This is a genomic window from Xanthomonas cannabis pv. cannabis (genome assembly GCF_000802365.1).
In the GTDB taxonomy this organism is placed as follows: Bacteria; Pseudomonadota; Gammaproteobacteria; order Xanthomonadales; family Xanthomonadaceae; genus Xanthomonas; species Xanthomonas cannabis.
Map to the genome: position 1 here is coordinate 17,163 of NZ_JSZE01000010.1, position 19,653 is coordinate 36,815.

Annotated in this window: 12 protein-coding genes; 3 read left to right on the top strand and 9 right to left on the bottom strand. The window is 63.9% G+C overall.

From position 1 onward, the window contains the following. Nucleotides 1–20 precede the first annotated feature (20 nt). From pheS to thrS, 5 genes are all read right to left on the bottom strand, one after another. Nucleotides 21–1,016, bottom strand: a complete 996-nt coding sequence (gene pheS / locus OZ10_RS02600) for a phenylalanine--tRNA ligase subunit alpha (RefSeq protein ID WP_039410829.1) — start codon at nt 1,014–1,016, stop codon at nt 21–23. Between the two features lie 254 nt (nt 1,017–1,270). Beyond that, nucleotides 1,271–1,630 carry a 50S ribosomal protein L20 gene (gene rplT / locus OZ10_RS02605; RefSeq protein WP_003484828.1) on the bottom strand — a complete coding sequence of 120 codons (360 nt, stop codon included), beginning with the start codon at nt 1,628–1,630 and terminating at the stop codon, nt 1,271–1,273. Between the two features lie 10 nt (nt 1,631–1,640). Continuing rightward, the gene (gene rpmI, locus OZ10_RS20920) at nt 1,641–1,838 is read right to left on the bottom strand and encodes a 50S ribosomal protein L35 (RefSeq protein WP_002811096.1); all 198 of its coding nucleotides are present in this window, start codon (nt 1,836–1,838) and stop codon (nt 1,641–1,643) included. Nucleotides 1,839–2,085: 247 nt separating this feature from the next. Next, complete coding sequence (infC, locus tag OZ10_RS02610; protein WP_070690874.1) at nt 2,086–2,628, bottom strand: translation initiation factor IF-3; 543 nt, start codon at nt 2,626–2,628, stop codon at nt 2,086–2,088. Between the two features lie 48 nt (nt 2,629–2,676). After that, the gene (gene thrS, locus OZ10_RS02615) at nt 2,677–4,581 is read right to left on the bottom strand and encodes a threonine--tRNA ligase (protein ID WP_005930235.1); all 1,905 of its coding nucleotides are present in this window, start codon (nt 4,579–4,581) and stop codon (nt 2,677–2,679) included. Nucleotides 4,582–4,903: 322 nt separating this feature from the next. On the opposite strand from thrS, the gene OZ10_RS02620 reads away from it, so the two are divergent. Beyond that, nucleotides 4,904–6,025 (top strand): LacI family DNA-binding transcriptional regulator, encoded by a 1,122-nt coding sequence (locus OZ10_RS02620; protein WP_039410803.1) that lies wholly within the window; start codon nt 4,904–4,906, stop codon nt 6,023–6,025. 129 nt (nt 6,026–6,154) lie between these two features. Here OZ10_RS02620 and OZ10_RS02625 read toward each other — a convergent pair whose 3' ends face one another. The 3 genes from OZ10_RS02625 to OZ10_RS02635 are packed head-to-tail and all read right to left on the bottom strand — an operon-like array spanning nt 6,155 to nt 11,492. Beyond that, on the bottom strand, nt 6,155–7,780 hold the full coding sequence (locus OZ10_RS02625) for an alpha-amylase family glycosyl hydrolase (protein WP_039410926.1): 1,626 nt from the start codon (nt 7,778–7,780) through the stop codon (nt 6,155–6,157). 47 nt (nt 7,781–7,827) lie between these two features. Next, nucleotides 7,828–9,309, bottom strand: a complete 1,482-nt coding sequence (locus OZ10_RS02630) for an MFS transporter (protein WP_039563876.1) — start codon at nt 9,307–9,309, stop codon at nt 7,828–7,830. Next, a complete protein-coding gene (locus OZ10_RS02635; RefSeq protein WP_039563877.1) occupies nt 9,306–11,492 on the bottom strand; it encodes a glucosidase family protein in 2,187 nt (728 codons plus the stop codon). The genes OZ10_RS02630 and OZ10_RS02635 overlap by 4 nt, the downstream gene beginning before the upstream one ends. A 242-nt stretch (nt 11,493–11,734) precedes the next feature. Between OZ10_RS02635 and OZ10_RS02640 the strand changes: the two genes are divergently transcribed. Together OZ10_RS02640 and OZ10_RS02645 are read left to right on the top strand one after the other, a co-directional pair. Next, complete coding sequence (locus OZ10_RS02640) at nt 11,735–13,816, top strand: glycoside hydrolase family 97 protein (RefSeq protein ID WP_039563878.1); 2,082 nt, start codon at nt 11,735–11,737, stop codon at nt 13,814–13,816. Between the two features lie 310 nt (nt 13,817–14,126). Continuing rightward, a complete protein-coding gene (locus tag OZ10_RS02645; protein ID WP_039563879.1) occupies nt 14,127–16,901 on the top strand; it encodes a TonB-dependent receptor in 2,775 nt (924 codons plus the stop codon). Nucleotides 16,902–17,779: 878 nt separating this feature from the next. Here OZ10_RS02645 and OZ10_RS02650 read toward each other — a convergent pair. Continuing rightward, a complete protein-coding gene (locus OZ10_RS02650) occupies nt 17,780–19,396 on the bottom strand; it encodes an alpha-glucosidase (protein ID WP_039410790.1) in 1,617 nt (538 codons plus the stop codon). Nucleotides 19,397–19,653: the final 257 nt, after the last annotated feature.

Below are 19,653 nucleotides of genomic sequence, written 5' to 3' on the forward strand. Positions count from 1 at the left end.
GAATCCCCGATTCCCCGCCGTCAAGCAAACTGCCGAAGAAAACGCACATCGTTTTCGAAGAAGGCGCGCAGGTCGTTGACGCCGTAGCGCAGCATCGCGAAGCGCTCAACGCCCAGGCCGAACGCGAAGCCGGTGTATCGCTCGGGGTCGATGCCGACGCTGCGCAGCACGTTGGGGTGCACCATGCCGCAGCCCAGCACTTCCAACCAACGGGTGCTTCCGTCGGGCTGCTGCCAGGCGATGTCCACTTCCGCCCCCGGTTCCACGAACGGGAAATAGCTGGGGCGGAAACGCATTTCGAAATCGCGCTCGAAGAACGCACGCACGAACTCGGACAAGGTGCCCTTGAGGTCGGCGAAGTTGGAATGCTCGTCCACCAGCAGGCCTTCGACCTGATGGAACATCGGCGAATGGGTCTGGTCCGAATCGGAGCGGTACACCTTGCCGGCCGCGATCATGCGCAGCGGCGGTGTGTGCGCATCCATGTAACGCACCTGGACGCCGGAGGTATGCGTGCGCAGCAGGCGGCCATCACCGAAGTAGAAGGTGTCGTGCATTGCGCGCGCCGGGTGGTGCGGCGGAAAATTCAGTGCCTCGAAGTTGTGCCAGTCGTCTTCGATTTCCGGGCCATCGGACAACTCATACCCCAGCCGCGCGAAGATTTCGACGATGCGCTCGAGCGTCCGCGTGACCGGATGCAGGCCGCCACGTTCGCTGCGGCGGCCCGGCAAGGTGACGTCGATAGTTTCGCCGGCCAGACGTGCGTCGAGCGCAGCCGTTTCCAGGGTGTTCTTGCGTTCGGACAACGCGGCGGTCAGCACATCGCGCGTCTGGTTGATCGCCTCGCCCGCCGCCTTGCGCTGCTCGGGCGGCAACGTGCCGAGCTGCTTGAGCTGGGCAGTGATGCTGCCGCTCTTGCCCAGCAAGGCCACCCGCAATGCTTCCAGTTGGTCCGGCGTCTGCGCCGCGGCAACATCGGCCAGCGCGCGCTCGGTCAGGGATTGAATCTCACTCATTGCACTTGCGCCTCAACTGCTAGCCGAACGGTGTTTCCGGATGCACCGGAACGCATTGTCACTGCATTGACCTGCCATCACCCACTTGATGGCCTCGCAAAAACGCAAAAAGGGGAAGGACTCGCGCCCTTCCCCCTGCATCTCTGCGTCTCACCTCACCGAAGGCATGCACACCAAGTGTGACTACATCCGATGACCCGCTTTTTCAAGCAGTCCGCACATGGATGTGCGGGCTCTTGCAGAGGGACCTGCATTTACGCCGCCAGCGCGCCCTTTGCCTTCTCGGCCAGCGCGGCAAAGCCGGCGGCGTCGTGCACGGCGATATCAGCCAGCACCTTGCGGTCCAGGGTGATGCCCGCCTTGAGCAGGCCATTCATGAAACGGCTGTAGCTCAGGCCGTTGATGCGGGCAGCCGCATTGATGCGGGTGATCCACAGCGAACGGAAATTACGCTTCTTCTGCTTACGGCCAATGTAGGCGTACTGCTGCGCCTTGATGACCGCCTGCTTGGCAACGCGGAACACCTTGCGGCGAGCGTTGTAGTAACCCTTTGCCAGGGTCAGAATTTTCTTGTGGCGGCGACGCGCCTGTACGCCACGCTTTACTCGTGCCATGGGTCAGTCCTCAGAGGTAGGGAAGCATACGATCGAGACGGCCAGCGTCCTCGGCACGGACGTGATTCGTCTGCCGCAGGTTGCGCTTCCGCTTGGTCGCTTTCTTCGTGAGGATGTGGCTACGGTTTGCGTGGCCGCACTTGTACTTGCCGGAGGCGGTCTTGCGGAAACGCTTGGCCGCCGCCCGGTTGGTCTTGATCTTGGGCATTGCAATGTCCTTGATGGTGTTTTGTCACTGACACGGGCGGCAGCCTTGCGACCACACTTTCCATCCTTGCCCTTGCCTGCTTGTAAGTCCTTGATCGAACACGATCCGGACAGGTCCTGATGCCGCTTGCACGGCGCCCCCGATAAAGCGGGCCGCGCAGTCTACCCGTTGCCGGGAATTCCTGCAAGTCATTGATCCTGCGGCTGCGACAGACCCGCCGGGCCCGACGCAGCACGAAAGAAGATCCTCAGATCTTCTTCTTGGGTGCGATCATCATGACCATCTGACGCCCTTCCAGGCGCGGACGGGATTCGATGACGATGTCTTCGCCCAGATCGGCCTCGATCCGCGCCGCCATCTCGCGGCCGAGCTCCTGGTGGCTCATTTCACGGCCACGGAAGCGGATGTTGACCTTGACCTTGTCGCCCTCTTCCAGGAAGCGGCGCATGTTACGCAACTTGATCTGGTAGTCGCCCTCGTCGGTGACCGGACGGAACTTGAGTTCCTTGATCTCGACCTGCTTGGTCTTCTTCTTGGCCTCGTTGGCCTTTTTCTGCTGCTCGAACTTGAACTTGCCGAAATCCATGATCTTGCAGACCGGCGGATCGGCCTGCGGCTGGATTTCGACCAGATCCAGGCCTTCTTCTTCGGCCTTGGCGAGCGCTTCGTCGCGCGACAACACGCCGACCATCTCACCGTCGCTGCCGATCACGCGGACGCGCGGCACACGGATTTCTTGGTTCTTGCGGTTCTGTTTGTTGTCAGGGGTACTGATATTGCAATCTCCCAGAGGAATCGAACCGGCGCATCCGGATCATCCAGACCGGCCGGGGTTGGCTCACGCTGCCTGCTCTGCCTGCAGGCGTTCGATAAAGGCCGAGACCGTCATGGTCCCGAGGTCCTCTCCCGAACGCGTCCGCACGGCGACAGCGCCATTTTCCTTCTCACGGTCGCCGACCACGAGCAGATATGGCACGCGTTGCAGCGTATGCTCTCGAATCTTATAACCGATCTTCTCGTTACGCAAATCGGCGCTGACACGGAAGCCTTGATTTGCAAGGGTTTTCCTAACCGAGTCGACATATTCAGCCTGAGCGTCGGTGATGTTGGCGACAACGACCTGCACCGGGGCCAGCCAGGACGGGAAGGCGCCGGCATGGTGTTCGATCAAAATGCCGATGAACCGCTCCATCGAGCCGACGATGGCCCGGTGCAGCATGACCGGATGCTTCTTCTGGCTGTTTTCGTCCACGTACTCGGCGCCGAGGCGGCCCGGCATCATGAAATCGACCTGCATGGTGCCCAGCTGCCAGGTGCGGCCGATGGCGTCCTTGAGGTGGTACTCGATCTTGGGGCCGTAGAAGGCGCCCTCGCCCGGCAGCTCCTGCCATTCCACCCCGCAGACGCCCAGTGCGCTGCGTAGCGCGGCTTCGGCCTTGTCCCAGGTGGCATCGTCGCCCAGGCGCTTTTCCGGACGCAGCGCGATCTTGATCTGGATGTCGTCGAAGCCGAACGCGGTGTAGACCGCCAGCGCCTGCTGGTGGAAGGCGGTCACTTCGGATTCGATCTGCGATTCCAGGCAGAACACGTGGCCGTCGTCCTGGGTGAAGCCGCGCACGCGCAGGATGCCGTGCAGCGCGCCGGAGGGCTCGTTGCGGTGGCAGGCGCCGAACTCGCCGTAGCGGATCGGCAGGTCGCGGTAGCTGTGCAGGCCCTGGTTGAACACCTGCACGTGGCCGGGGCAGTTCATCGGCTTGACTGCGTAGGTGCGCTTCTCCGATTCGGTGAAGAACATCGCGTCCTGGTAGTTGTCCCAGTGGCCGGATTTCTGCCACAGCGAGACATCCAGGATCTGCGGGCAGCGTACTTCGCCGTAGCCGCTATCGCGGTAGACCTTGCGCATGTACTGCTCGACCACCTGCCACAGCGACCAGCCCTTGGGGTGCCAGAACACCAGGCCGGGCGCTTCTTCCTGCAGGTGGAACAGGTCCTGCGCCTTGCCGATGCGGCGGTGGTCGCGCTTGTCGGCTTCTTCCATGCGCAGGATATAGGCGTCCAGCTGCTTCTTGTCGGCCCAGGCGGTGCCGTAGATGCGCTGCAGCTGCTCGTTCTTGGCATCCCCGCGCCAGTAGGCGCCGGAAATGCGGGTCAGCTTGAACGCCTTGAGGAAGCGCGTATTGGGCACGTGCGGGCCGCGGCACATGTCCACGTATTCCTGGTGGTAGTACAGGCCCATCGCGGTGATGTCCTCGGACATGTCCTCGATCAGGCGCAGCTTGTACTCCTCGCCACGCTGGGCGAACACCTCGATCACCTCGGCGCGCGGGGTGACCTTCTTGATGACGTCGTAGTCCTGCGCGATCAATTCCTGCATGCGCTGCTCGATCGCCGCCATGTCTTCGGGGGTGAACGGGCGCTCGCTGTAGATGTCGTAATAGAAGCCTTCGGCGATGACCGGGCCGATCACCATCTTGACCTCGGGGTAGAGCTGCTTGACCGCGTGCCCGACCAGATGCGCGCAGGAGTGGCGGATGATCTCCACGCCCTCGGCATCCTTGGCGGTAATGATGCGCAGGCTGGCGTCATGGTCGATGACGTCGCTGGCATCGACCAGCTGGCCGTCGACCTGGCCGGCGATGGTGGCCTTGGCCAGGCCGGCGCCGATCGACTGGGCGACCTGCATCACCGAGACGGGGGATTCGAATTCGCGGCGGCTGCCGTCGGGGAGCGTGATGTTGATCATGGGCAAGAGTGAGGTCTGGTCTGGCTGCAGCGGTCGGCTGCCATGGGAGATCTGGCCATTGCTGGGCAGGCTCGGGAAGAAGCGGGAAAGGTCATGCGAAAGACCGCGTCGCGGGTGCCACGGAAACGGGCGCCGGTCGGGATCAACGGTGGGCGGTGGTAGTGCTCATGTCGCACGCTGGGCCGGCGCTGGGCGCGGGCCACCTTCTCGCAAGGGGTCTTGGGCGTGAATGGTAAACCAATCAGCCGGCCGTTGCGTGCGGCGGCACGGCACCGGCGGGCGCATGGCATGATGCCGGCCACTTGTCCTGCCGTTGCCGACCATGACCATCAAGGGTAAAGCCACCTCGCTGGATATCGCCTACCTGGCCGGCGTCTCGCAGCCGACCGTGTCGCGCGCCCTGCGCGGCAGCCCGATGGTCAACGAGGAAACCCGCCAACGCATCCTGCGCATTGCCCGCGAGCTGAACTACAAGGTCGACAAGAACGCCTCGTCGCTGCGGCTGCGCAATGCCGGCACGCTGGCGCTGCTGTTCTTCGAAGACCCCACCGCCGACGATTCGCTGATCAACCCGTTCTTTCATTCCATGCTGGGCTCGATCACCCGCGCCTGCGCGCTGCAGGGCTACGACCTGCTGGTGTCGTTCCAGCAGCTGTCCAAGGATTGGCAGGCCGACTACGAAGACAGCAACAAGGCCGATGGCATCATCCTGCTGGGCTATGGCGACTACCAGGAGTCGCGGCAGCGGCTGCAGTTGCTGGTGGAGCAAGGCACGCACTTCGTGCGCTGGGGTGCCGCACTGCCGGGGCAGCCGGGCATCTCGATCGGCAGCGACAACTATCAGGGCGGGCTCGACATCACCGAGCATTTATTGGCTCAGGGCTGCCGGCGCATTGCGTTTCTGGGCCATGCCTCCAATCACTACCCCGAATTCGAGGAACGCTACCGCGGCCACGTTGCCGCGCTGGCGCAGCAGGATCTGGTTGCCGATGCAGCGCTGCAGTTCGATGCGATCACCACCGAATCGTCCGGCCACGCCGCCTGCCTGGCCTTGCTCGACAGCGGCAAGGCGTTCGATGCGGTGTGCGCGGCCAGCGACCTGATCGCCATCGGCGCGATGCGCGCGCTGCGCGAACGCGGCCTGCGCGTGCCGCAGGACGTGGCGGTCAGCGGCTTCGACGACATCGCGTTGGCCGCATCGGTGGCGCCGGCGTTGTCCACCGTGCAACAGGACACCAAGCAGGCCGGCACCTTGCTGGTGGAAAGCCTGGTGGCGCTGATCCGTGGCGAAGCGGCGCAGAGCCGTACGATTCCGGTGCGGCTGGCGTTACGCGACTCGTCGCGCAGCAGCGGCTTGCAGCCGCCGCTGGGGTGGACCCCGTCCGGCGCAGACGCTGGCGAGGCGGTGGCGGGCCGGGCGGCGGAGGGGGCCGTCAGGCGCTGATTCGGGATTCGGGGTTCGATTCGGGGCAGCGTGCACGGCAGATTGCGAGATCGGCCGCACGCTGCGTAGGAGCGCACCCGGGCGCGACGGGGCGTTACCGGCGATGCCTCATCGTGCCCAGCCGCACTTCTACCTATTGCGGGCGTCGCGTGCGGCTTGTTCGGCCATCTGCGCATCGAGTTGCTTGCGCAATGCCGGATCGGTGACCGGCGCATCCGATAGCAATACCCGCACGCCATGCGCCGGCACCTGCGTCAGTAACCGCCCCCGCACCTGCACCTGCTCGCCGCTGACCGCATCGCGCCACGTGCCAGATTGCAGGAAGCGGCTCACCGTGATCGCGGTTGCCGCATCGCCCTTGTTGAGCAGCACCAGCGCCATCTGGCTGGTTCCGGCGTACTGGTACACGCGCAGGAACGCCGCCTGTTCGCCGCGCAGGGCAATATCGACCTGCACGCCACGCTGCAGCGCCGGCGTGTCGCGGCGCACACGTGCGATCTGCTGCAGCGGGCCGAAGATGGGGCTCTGCGGTGCATCGCGGATGCGCTCGACGCCGAAGTAGTTGCGATTGCCGGCGTGCTCGGCGCGCCCACGCATGAAGCCGATCTCCGAGCCGTAATAGATCACCGGAATGCCGCGCGCAGTGAACAACCAGTTGTGCGCATCGATGAAGCCGGTGTCGCTGGCATCCAGCCGTGCCATGTCGTGGTTGTCGTAAAAGCTCATCAGCTCGTAGGGGTTCGCATACGGGCCCTGACGCAGGAACAGCGGCGCGGCGAGCGTTTCGAAGCCGGCCTGCGCATGACCGAAAACCGCGGAAAGCTGCTGCTTCAACGGAAAATCCAGCACGCTGACGCCGGCATTGCGCGCCCAGGTATGGCCGGCAATCTTGTCGGCGTCGTAATCGAAGGCTTCACCGAACATGAAAAATCCCGGGCGCTGCTCACGGATGCGCGCAACAAACGCATGCCAGAAGCGATCGGGCATCCAGCCGATCGTATCGATACGGAAGGCATCGGCGCCCTGCTCCATCCATTGCAGATAAGCGCCCGCCAGGTAGTCGAGCACCGCCGGATTGTTTTCGTTGAGGTCGGACAACTCCGCCAGGCCGCCACCGGTGTTGTAGAACGCATGCAACGGGGTGTGCTGCGGGTCCAGCTGCGCCGGCGGCAGGTTCTGGTGGTCGGCCACTAAACGCCCCTGCGCGTCATAGAGCTTGCCGAAACCGGGCTGCGCCACCGGCATGGTGTAGGCGGGCGAGCCGTGGTTGCCCACGATGTCCAGCACGACCTTCAATTGATTGGCGTGCATGGCGCGGGTGAAGCTGGCAAAGTCCAGGCCCGGGCTGGGAAGATGCTCGTCGAGCTTGTAGAAGTTGACGCCCCAGTAGCCGTGATACCCGGTCTTGCCGTGGTCACTGAGCGTGCTGCCGCAGGTGATCGGCTTGCCGCCGGTAAACGCCTGATCAGGGTTGTCGACGATCGGGGTGATCCACACCGCGCCGAACCCCAGGCCGCGAATGTAGTCGGCATGCTCGACGATGCCTTTGAAATCGCCACCCAGGTAACCGATGTTGTCCTCGCTGCCATCGGCGCACGGTGTTGGCACGTCGAACGTGCGATGCGCCCCACCCTGGTCGCGATGATCGTTGCCGGTGTCGCCGTTGACGAAGCGGTCGGTGACCACGAAATACACCGCATCCGCAGCGAACGGTTCCAGGGTGCCGTAATAATCCTTGGCAGCAGGCGCCGCGATTGCCGCGCCTGCGTACATCGTCAACGCCACATACATCGCACTGCGCATCACTGCCCTCCCGAGGCCACTGGAACCCGCACCACGCACACGCCTGCAATCAGCAGGCTGAGGCCACCGATGGCCAGCGCATAGATCGGTTGGCCGCCCAGCCATGCGCGGAGCACGAAGCCCAATGCGCTGGCCGCCACCAATTGCGGAATCACGATAAAGAAATTGAAGATGCCCATGTACACGCCCATCTTGGCGGCGGGCACGCTGTCGGACAGCAAGGCGTACGGCAGCGACAGAATCGAGGCCCAGGCAAAACCGATGCCCAGCATCGACAGCAACAACCATTGCGGATCGCGGATCACCAGCATCGACAGCAGCCCTGCAGCGCCCAGCCACAGATTGCACAGGTGACTCCAACGCAGGCCGATCGCCCGTACCAGCAACGGAATGACCAAGGCGGCCAGCGCAGCAAACCCGTTATAGGCACCGAACAGCACGCCCACCCAGTTGGCGCCTTCGTTGTAGGCGGCCGATGCGGTGTCGTCACCGGCACCGAAGTGCACCTGGGTGACTGCGGCGGTGGTGTAGATCCACATCGCAAACAGCGCAAACCACGAGAAGAACTGCACCCACGCCAACCGCCGCATCGTTGTCGGCATGCTGCGCACGTCCTGCACGATGACCACCAGCATGTTGGTCGACGGCAAGGCACGTGCCAGCGCGAGCAGTGCGCCATAGGCGATGCACAGGCCGGCCAGGACGTACAGCATGCGATCGCCATGCTGCCAGGCAATGGCTGCGGCAAGCAGCACGCCGGCGGCACACCACCGGGCGCTCGCTAGACGCGAGGGCAGGATGCCGGTGTTAGCCGGAGTCGCGGCAGGCGCATGTGCGTCATCGAACGCGGCCAGCTGCGCAGGGCTGTATTCGCGCGTGCGCAGCACCGTCCAGGCGATCGAAAGGAACAGCACCGCCGCGCCGAGATAAAACGCGTACCGCACGCTGTCGGGCAGCTGGCCCGGCGCCGCGGTATTGGCAACCCCCCAATGCGTCAACAACCATGGCAGAAAGCTCGCCACGATCGCCCCGACACCAATGAAGAAACTCTGCATCGCATAGCCGGTCGGCCGCTGCGAGGGTGGCAACTGATCGCCGACCAGGGCACGGAACGGCTCCATCGAAATATTGATCGAAGCATCCAGCACCCACAGCGTACCGGCGGCGATCCACAGCAGTGGTGCGTTCGGCATCACCACCAGCGCAAGCGTGGTGAACAGCGCGCCCACCATGAAATACGGACGCCTGCGGCCCCAGGGAGTCCAGGTGCGATCGGACAGGTACCCGATGATGGGCTGCACGATCAGCCCGGTCAGTGGCGCCGCAATCCACAGCCCTGGCACGTCATCGACCTGCGCACCCAGGGTCTGGAAGATGCGGCTGGCATTGGCGTTCTGCAGGGCGAACCCGAACTGGATGCCCAGAAAGCCGAAGCACATGTTCCAGATGTGCCAGAAGCTCAAGCGCGGTTTGGCCGTCATTGCACGCCCTCCGCCGCTGCGGCGGGGCCGATCAGCAACGCACTCACCTGCGCGGTGTTGACCACACCGTCGCGGCCGCCGCGGCCGCCGTTGTACTGCGCGAAGTGCGCCAGCGCACTCATGTTGAAGCCATCCTCCAGCCGCAACGTACACGCCTGCCCGGCCACCACATCGAAGCTCACTTGCGTGGACAGCTGCTCGCCCACGCTATGCGGCATGACGATGACCTGCGACTGCAGGGGCTTGCCCGGGCAGTCGAGCAGCAACCGTTTCACTGCCGCAGTGACACCGGTGTTGATCGGGCCAGTGTCGTTGCGATAGCGCAGCGCGACGCGATGCTGGCCGGTGCGTTGGGATCGCCACTGCCAGGACTGGTCGCCTTGCAGTTCCTGCACCGGTCCAAGCGTCAGTGCAGGACTGTGCAGTGATTCGAGTCCATTCTTGCGTCGGGTCAGGCTGAGCATGTGCAGCAGGCCATCATCGGGCAGATCCCAGGCCCCGCTCGCCGCCAGCGCGCGGCCATCCAGATGCAGCGTGGTGCCGGCCGGAATGCCGATGCGGGACCCATTGCCGCGACGCTGTGCAATCGGAGCAGCCGGGGCTTCCGGCGCGAACACCTGGCTGGGTTGCGGCGGAGCGGTCGGATCGGCCTTGCGTCCAACCAGCTGCACGTGGGTGGTCTGCCCGTGCCGGGTGACCGTACCGGCGACCAGCAACTCGCCGTCTGCACCAGCCGGGCGCTGCAGCACATACCGCTGTGCGCCCCGCTCCAGCACGATCTGCTGACGCTCGCCAAACAACAACGGCATCAGGCGACGCGGCAACTTGGGGGCCACGCTGCCATCGGCCGCAACGCCAAACACGCCGTCCAGTACCGCAGACAGATAGCCTGCAACCGACCACAGCTGGCGTGGCGAATTGACCACCGGGCCGCTGCGTGCGCCCTCCTCCAGATGCACCGCCAGGCTCTGCATCTCGTAGTTTTCCATGTTCGACCCTGCCAGTGCGGCGCCGCGCATCAACGACTGCAGTTCCAGCGCAATACGCGGTGCGTCGTCCAGCGCACGTGCCGCACGCAAGGCATAGGCACTGACGAATGGCCAGACAGCGCGGTTGTGGTAGATCGGCTGCGCGGCCTCCTGCGGCCACACCACCGGGCTGCCGCCGGCCACCGTGGGGTAGTTGCGCAATGCCAGGCGTGCCCGCTCGGTGGGAAAGACATCGGCCAGCACCCCCAGCGACACGCCCAGCAGATCGACCTTGGCATAGCGCACCGGGTGCGCCGCGTTGCCGAGATAGCTCACGTACTGGTTGCTGCCCGCATCCCAGAAGCGCGCGTCGATGGACTGGCGCAGCGCATCGGCCCATTGCGCGTAGTGCGCGGCGCGTGCATCGCCATGCTGGCGTGCGAGCTGTTCGGCCAGGCGTAGCGCCTGGTAATGCAGCACATTGGTGGAGAGCGCGAAGGATTCGGCGATGAAGCGCACGTCCTGGCGCGTCCACTCCGGGTAGGTCTGCTCGCGCCAATCCAGAAACGAGGTTTCGCCGCGATACAGACCGATGCGCGCATCGAACACCGCAGTGCGGTCCTGCGCGATCGTTGCCTGCAGTGCCTGCCAGACCTGATCGGCAAACGGTTGGTCGTCCAGCAGCCCGCGCGCGGCCAGAAACCACACCACCCGGTCGCTGCTGACCGGCCAGCTACCGCCGGAGCCGGTGTCCTGCGCAACGAACAGGCCGGGCGTGCGGCCGTCGCGCGCGTTCGACAGCTTGAACCGCAAGGCATTGCGCGTGCGTTCCGGCTCCAGCCGCGCCAATGCCAGATCGGCGGCGAAACTGACATCGCGGGTCCATACGTAGGGCCAGCGTTCGCCGGTCTCGAAGCACCGGCAGGGCACCGGCTTGCCGTCGTTGAATGCCGGATCGCGGATCGCATCGACGCGGTCGTCGGCCATTTCCTGCTGGGCCAGCGCAAACAAGGCGTCGAACATCGGGCTGGCGGTGTGCGAGCGCATTGGTTGTGCGGCGATGCGACGCTCGCCTTGCGGCCAACGCAACACGAAACCACCATCGTCCAGCGCCTGCGCTTGTGCCCGGCGTCCCTGAAATTCCAGCTCGTCGGCCAATACCGGCGAGCTTGCCGCCACGCCAAGCGTGGCGGCCATGCAGATCATCTTCAGCATCGAAGCGGCAAGACGGCTTGCACCGTCGGCCTTCCTCCCTCGTTGCACGCGTTATGGTGCGCGGCACTGTCGTGCCACGGGCGCGGACCCTCCCAGGTGCCGTGGCGCCATGGTAGACGCGCGCCCTGCCCAGACGCATCACTGCATACGTATTCATGGCTGTCGACAGCACGCAGCGCGGCCTGGCAGCTGCAGGCGGCTGCATAGTCGCCACTTGTGCAACGGTTGCCTTGGGAGGGGATATGCCGCTGTCTTCACGTCGAGCACGCTCGACACTGGGCGCCGCCTGGATCGCACGGCTGCTGGTGCTGAGCTGCCTTGGCAGTCTTGCACCACTGGCCCACGCCGAGGTGACTGCCATTGAGGTGCACTCACCCGGCAACGTCTTGCAGGTCAGCCTGGAGCTGGACGGTGGCACGCCGTACTACCGCGTGCAACGCCTCGGCAAGCCGGTGCTGCAGCGCTCGCGGCTGGGCTTCAACCTGCGCGACGGGCGTCTGGACCGCGGATTGGTGGTGCTCTCGCAGGCGCGTCAGGATCACGACGACACCTGGGAGCAACCCTGGGGCGAAACGCGCCTGATCCGCAACCACTACGCCGAATTGCGCGTTCGGCTAGGCGAGCGCGACGGTGCGCGGCGCCGCTTCGATGTGATCTTTCGCGTGTACGACGATGGCGTCGGCTTGCGCTATCACTTTCCGCAACAAGCGGGATGGCGCGAGGCGATCATCGACGACGAACTGACCGAGTTCGCCATTGCGCAGCCGGCCCAGGCCTGGTGGATTCCGGCAGGCGAACCGATCCACTACGAATACCTGTACAACCGCACGCCGCTGAACCAGCTCACCCTGGCACATACGCCGATGACGTTGCGCACCGACAGCGGGTTGCACATTGCGCTGCACGAAGCCGCGCTGGTGGACTACGCCGGGATGTGGCTGCGTCGAACCGACGACCAGCGCCTGCGCGCGCAACTGTCGCCGGCCGCCGAAGGCTGGAAGGTACGGCGCAGCCTGCCCTTCGACACGCCGTGGCGCACGCTGCAGATCACGGATCAGGCCACCGGCCTGGTGGAATCGAATCTGATCCTCAACCTCAACGAACCCAATGCGCTGGGGGCCGTGGACTGGGTCAAGCCGTCGAAGTACGTCGGGGTGTGGTGGTCGATGCATCTCAACCAGCAGACCTGGGCCACCGGCCCCACGCATGCCGCCACCACCGCCACCACCCGGCGCTACATCGATTTTGCCGCCGCGCACGGATTTCGCGGCGTGCTGGTCGAAGGCTGGAATCCGGGCTGGGACGGCGAATGGTTCGGCAATGGCGGCAGTTTCGATTTCACCCGGCCAACGCCGGATTTCGACCTTCCCGCACTGAGCAAGTACGCCGCAACCAAGGGCATGCATCTGATCGGCCATCACGAAACGGGGTGTGCAGTGGACCATTACGAAGACCAGATCGCCGAGGCGATGGACCTGTATGCACGCTTCGGCGTGGACTCGGTGAAGACCGGTTATGTCTGCGACGACGGCCAGGTGGAGCGCCGCAATCCTGCCGGCGGCACGCCACTGCGCGAATGGCACGACGGCCAATGGATGGCACGCCATCATCTGCGCGTGGTGCAGGAAGCGGCGCAGCGCCATATCGCCGTCAACGCGCACGAGCCGATCAAGGACACCGGCTTGCGCCGCACTTACCCCAACTGGATCTCGCGCGAAGGCGCGCGCGGCATGGAATACAACGCCTGGGGCCAGCCGCCCAATCCACCCGAACACGAGGTCAACCTGGTGTTCACGCGGCTGCTCGCCGGGCCGATGGACTACACGCCCGGCATCGTCAGCCTGAAGGGCCGCAACGGCCAGGCCATCCCCAGCACGCTGGCGCGGCAGTTGGCGCTGTACGTGGCGCTGTATAGCCCGATCCAGATGGCCGCCGACCTGCCCGAGCATTACCTGCAGCACCGCGAGGCGTTCCGCTTCATCGAGGACGTGGCGGTGGACTGGGATCAGACCCGGGCACTGAATGGCGAGGTGGGCGATTACGTCACCATCGCGCGCAAAGACCGACATAGCCGCGACTGGTTCCTGGGCAGCATCACCGACGAGCATGGCCGCGTGCTGCAGGTACCGCTGGGCTTCCTGGAACCCGGCGTGCGCTACACCGCGCAGATCTATCGCGATGGCGACGACGCGGATTACGTCAGCAAGCCGTTCGCCTTCGTGCGCGAAGAGCGCCTGGTAAGCAGCAGCGACATCCTGGAGCTGCGTCTGGCGCCGGGCGGCGGCCAGGCGATTCGCTTTGTTCCGCTGGAGGCCAAGCGCTGAACGATACCGCTACGGGGCTGCCGCAGCGCCTGCAAGGCCAACGCGCGAACCACAGCGGCGCCGCGATGGCGCGAGCGCCGCGCCCGCATGACGGATCGGCAGCCACTGTGGCGCGTCGGGTGAACAGGCGCGCGTGGAATCGATTTCATCGCCATCAGCGCGGTTGAATACGTATGCAGCCCGCGTTTGCACACGGGCGCGGTGTCTACCATACGTTGCCGTCGTGACGTCCGTCCGGGCGTGCGACGCATGACATCCAGGCGTCTGCCGGATCAAAAATCAAAGAACAACATGTACCTGGGAGGGGAAAATGTTGAAGCACAAGCGCTCCGCGCTGAGTATCGCCCTGGCCGTTGCCATGACACCGACGTTGGCTGCCGCGCAATCGGCAACGCCTGCGCAGACCGGCAGCACCGAACAATCCGCTACCGAACAACCCGCCGGCGCCGTCACCGAGTTGGATAAGGTCCAGGTCACCGGCCTGCGCCGCGCCATCGAAGGTGCCATTTCGGTCAAGCGCGACTCAACCTCGATCGTGGAAGCCATCTCGGCCGAAGACATCGGCCGCCTGCCGGACATGAGCATCGCCGAATCGCTGGCACGCCTGCCCGGCCTGGCTGCGCAACGCGTTGCCGGCCGTGCGCAGGTCATCAGCGTGCGCGGCCTGTCACCGGACTTTTCCACCACGCTGCTCAATGGCCGCGAAGTGGTCAGCACCGGCGACAACCGCAGCGTGGAATTCGACCAATACCCGTCCGAGCTGGTCAGCGGCGTCACCGTCTACAAGACGCCCGACGCCGGCCTGGTCGGCCAGGGCCTCTCCGGCACCGTCGACATGCAGACCGCACGCCCGCTCAGTTACAACGAGCGTGTGATCGCCATCGGTGGCCGCTATCAGCGCAATTCGCTGGGCAAGGCCGCCAACGTCGACCCGTACGGCAACCGCTTCAACGTCAGCTATATCGACCAGTTCGCCGACCGCACCATCGGTCTGACCATCGGCTACGCGCACACCGACATGCCGATCCAGGAAAACCAGGTGGGTCTGTACGAACCCTGGCAGCAGGTCAACGCGCAACGTCAACGCCCAGGCGTGGCCGATGGCGCGTATTTCTCCGACGGCATCAAGGCGTTGCGGCGTACCGGCAACCAGAAGCGCGACGGCGTGATGGCCACGCTGCAGTACCGCCCGTCCAACGCCTGGACCAGCACGTTCGATGCGTTTCATACCGAAGCCGAGCAAATCGACACCGCCAACCAGTTCGAGCTCAACCTGAGCAACTACAACGGCGGCTACACGCCGGGCTTGAACATCACCGACGTGCGCGTCAACGATAACGGCAGTTTTGTCGGCGGCACCGCCAGCGGCGTCTATCCGCTGGTCCGCGGCATGTACAACAAGCGCGAAGACACCATCGACGCCTTCGGCTGGAACAACGAAATCACCGCCGACGCGGTCAAGATCGTCGCCGACCTGAACTACTCCAAGGCCACCCGCGACGAGTTGAACCTGGAGAACAATCTCCAGCGCGCTCCTATGCCGCAGCTGGACACGGTAGGCGTGTCGGTCGTCGGCAACGGCTTCTCGCAGCTGGCGCCGGGCATGAATTATTCCAATCCCGATGAGCTGTTCCTGACCAACACCATCTACGGCTCCGGCTACGGCAAGGTGCCGCGTGTGGAAGACGTGCTCAAGGGCGCGCGCCTGCAGGCCAGCTTCCCCATGCCCGAGGCACTGAGCTGGTTTTCCGACCTGGACGTGGGCGTCAACTACGCCAATCGCGAAAAGCAGAAGACCCAGCCGGAAGGCAACATCACCCTTGGCGCACAGGGCGAAGCCACCGTCGGTGCGGACCTGCAATATGCACCGGTCAATCTCGGCTTTGCCGGTCTCGGCTCGCTGCCTGCATGGAATGTACCGGCGGCCGTGTCGCGCTACATGCTGTTCAATCCCAGCGACGATGCCTCGTTCCTGGTGTCCAAGGCCTGGACGGTCGAAGAAAAGATCACCACCGCCTGGCTGCGCGCCAACATCGATACCGAGTGGGGCCAGGTGGGCGTGCGCGGCAATATCGGCGTGCAGCTGCAAAGCGCCGACCAATCGTCACAGGCCAACTACTGGGATGCCTCGCAGCCGGCCGGCAGCGAAGTGCGGCCCATCGACGATGGCAAGACCTACCGCGACTGGCTGCCCAGCCTGAACCTGGCGTTCCAGTTCCCGTACGAGCAGACCCTGCGTTTTGCGATGGCCAAGCAGGTCGCACGCCCGCGTGTGGATCAACTGCGTGCCTCGCTGGAATTCGGTGTCGACACCTCCACCGGTCGCCCCGGCGCCAGCGGCGGCAACCCGATGCTCGACCCGTGGCGTGCCAACGCCTTGGATATTTCCTACGAGAAGTATTTTGCCGATCGCGCGTATGTAGCCGCGGCGTTCTTCTACAAGGACCTGAAGAGCTACATCTACACCCAGAGCCGCGACAACTACGACTTCTCCGCACTGGTCGCCGGCTACGTGCCGCCACCGGGCTCTGCGCCGGTGCTGACCACCGGCACCTTCAGCGCCCCGTTCAACGGCAAAGGCGGCACCCTGCGCGGCGCCGAACTCACCGCCTCATTGCCGCTGGACCTGATCTTCGCCCCGTTGGAAGGCTTCGGCATCCAGGCCAGCGCCACCTTCAACGACAGCGACGTCAAGATCCGCGACCCGGAAAGCGCCTCCAGCGTGGGCGACGGTGAAATCAGCCTGCCCGGCCTGTCCAGGCGCGTCTACAACCTGACCGCCTACTACGAGCACAAGGGCTTCGAAGCGCGTGTCAGCCAGCGCCGGCGCTCGGACTTCATTGGAGAAATCGGCAACTTCAACGGCAACCGCACGTTGCGCTACGTGGTCGGCGAAAACATCACCGACGCGCAAATCAGCTACAACTTCAGCGAAGCCAGCAGCCTGTCCGGCCTGACCCTGCTGCTGCAGGCCAGCAACCTCAGCAACTCGCCGTATCGCACCTACGCAGAAACCAAGGACCGCCCGCTGGAATACATCGAATGGGGCCGCACCTTTGTGCTGGGTGTGAACTACAAGTTCTGACGTGAAGTGAACCGGAAGTTTCGATGTGAAGTGAACTGGAAGTTCTGATGGGACATGAACTGGAATTTTTGATATGACGTGAACTGGCAGTTCTGATGTGACGTTAACTGGCAGTTCTGATGTAACGCGGACTGGAAGTTTTGATGTAACGCGGACTGGAAGTTCTGATGTAATGCGAACTGGAAGTTCTGCACCGATTGACCAGTGAACCACTGACCAGCGATGCACTACTTCCCTGACGTCACCCCTCGCCACTCGAGGCGCCAAAGCCCCTCTCCCACCGGGAGAGGGGTTGGGGTGAGGGTACGGCGTCCACGGAAACAGAATCATCGCCCGAGATGCACCGCGTCACCCGCCTGCATATTCATCGGCAGAAGCATTGAACTACTACCGCAATGCAATCACGGGGCGCATCGGTCTAGACGTCGAAATATCGTTTTGAGAAAAGCCGCCGTTTAGACAACGGCGGCTTTCTCTTGCAAGAACAACATCACAATTCCGACAAACGGGATCGCCACAGGCCAGACGGGCTCAGCGCCAAGCAGACATGTGTATGTCCCACTGCCTGCCACCTAAACGCAAGACAGGCTGCAAGACAGGAGACACTGCCTTGACTGGCAGTGCCGCCAGTTGCAGTCAGCTTGATCGGGCAAGCGTTTGAAGTAGTTTGATCAGGCCAAATTAGATCGGTTCAACAGAGATGCATCACCGTCGCCTGCAACAGCAGCGGCATGTGACGCGTCTTGAACCGCTTGCCAGGCACGCTGCCCTGCGTGCGCGCCGTTTCGCAACCTGACGACCCATAAACGAAGCGAGGCATCCCAATGGAATGCCTCGCTGGTATCACTCAATCTCACCCACACCTGCACGCGATGGCGTCACTCCCCGCCCGTCGCGCAAACCATTGCATGCCCAGCCAAGCCTATGCGGCCATGCTCGATCACGCCGCGCTCCACCCCCGGCACATCGATCTGGCTCCACGCACCTGCAGGCAGCGCAAGCTCGGCAACGTCGGAAGACAAGTTGAAAGCCAACAGCATGACCTGCCCTGCATGCTCACGCCGGAACATCAGTACCGGCTCTGCCGTGTCGTAAAACGTGATCGCGCCTTCCCGCAGCGCCGGCAAGCGCTTACGCCAGGCAAGGAACGCCTGCACGGCGCTCAGCACGGAGTGTGCATCGTCCTGCTGTACGCTCACCGCCGCGAGCCGATGCGGCGCGGACAACGGCAGCCACGGCTTGCCGCTGGTGAAGCCGGCAGACGGCGCGTCGGTCCACGGCATCGGCGTACGGCACCCATCGCGCCCCTTGAAGGTCGGCCAGAACGTGATGCCATAAGGATCCTGCAGATCCTCGAACGCCACGTCCGCCTCGCCCAACCCCAGCTCCTCGCCCTGATAAAGACAGATTGAACCACGCAGCGAACACAGCAACGCCACCACCATCCGCGCAAAGACCGGCGACGCATCGGCGCCGCCCCACCGCGTCACAGCACGCACCACATCGTGGTTGGAAATCGCCCAGCACGGCCACCCTTCCAGCATGGTCGCCTCGAGCCGGCTCACCGTCTCGCGGATGTAGGCCGCACTGTAATCCTGCACCAACAATTCGAAGCTGTAGCCCATGTGCAAGCGGCCGTGCGCGGTGTACTCCGCGGTGGTCGCGAGTGAATCTTCGGAAGAGATCTCGCCCAGGCTCACCGCGTTCGGGTAGCGATCGAGCAACGCGCGAAGACGCTCCAGGAACACCAGGTTCTCCGGCTGCGTGTTGTTGAAGTAGTGATACTGGTACGCGTACGGATTGTCCGCACTGAATCCACGCCCCACCCGCTTGTCCGCCGGCTTGGCCGGGTTGTCGCGCAGCTGCGCGTCATGGAAGCAGAAGTTGATCGCATCCAGCCGGAAACCATCTACCCCACGATCCAACCAGAACCGCACATTGTCCAGGGTCGCCTGCTGCACCTCGGCATTGTGGAAATTAAGATCGGGCTGATCCACCAGGAAATTGTGCAGATAGTACTGCTCGCGCCGCGGCTCCCACTGCCACGCCACACCGCCGAACAGCGACAGCCAGTTATTAGGCGGCGTACCGTCCTCACGCGGATCAGCCCACACGTACCACTCCGCCTTCGCGTTGGTTTTATCCTGACGGCTTTCCTGAAACCACGCGTGTTCGATCGAGGTGTGGCTCAGCACCTGGTCGATCATCACTTTCAGCCCGAGTGCATGCGCCTTGTCGAGCAGGCGATCAAAGTCCTCCAGCGTGCCGAACAAAGGGTCCACCGCGCGATAGTCCGCGATGTCGTAACCGAAATCGGCCATCGGCGACTTGAAGAAAGGAGAGATCCAGATCGCATCCACACCTAGCCCAGCGATGTAGTCGAGCTTGGCAATGATGCCCGGCAGATCGCCCACCCCATCGCCGTTGGAATCCAGAAAACTACGCGGATAGATCTGATAGATGACGGCCCCGCGCCACCATGGTGTCTGCAACATGCACGCCCCTCCCGGGCAAATGCGGGCGCTCGAATAAGCACCCGGCCAAGGCCATTAGCGTAGCTGCGCTACCGACACCGGGCGTAACCGTGCATACGTATTCATGGGCAGACGTTCGTCACGCGGGCGCAGGTTTCCTTGCCATCCAGGATCTTCCAGAACCCGTCCATCACATAGATCAGCGGACCGACGTCCCCCCAATTTTGAGTAGCACCTCAGTTTGGAGTCCAATTCCCTACCCCAAGGAGATTGGACGT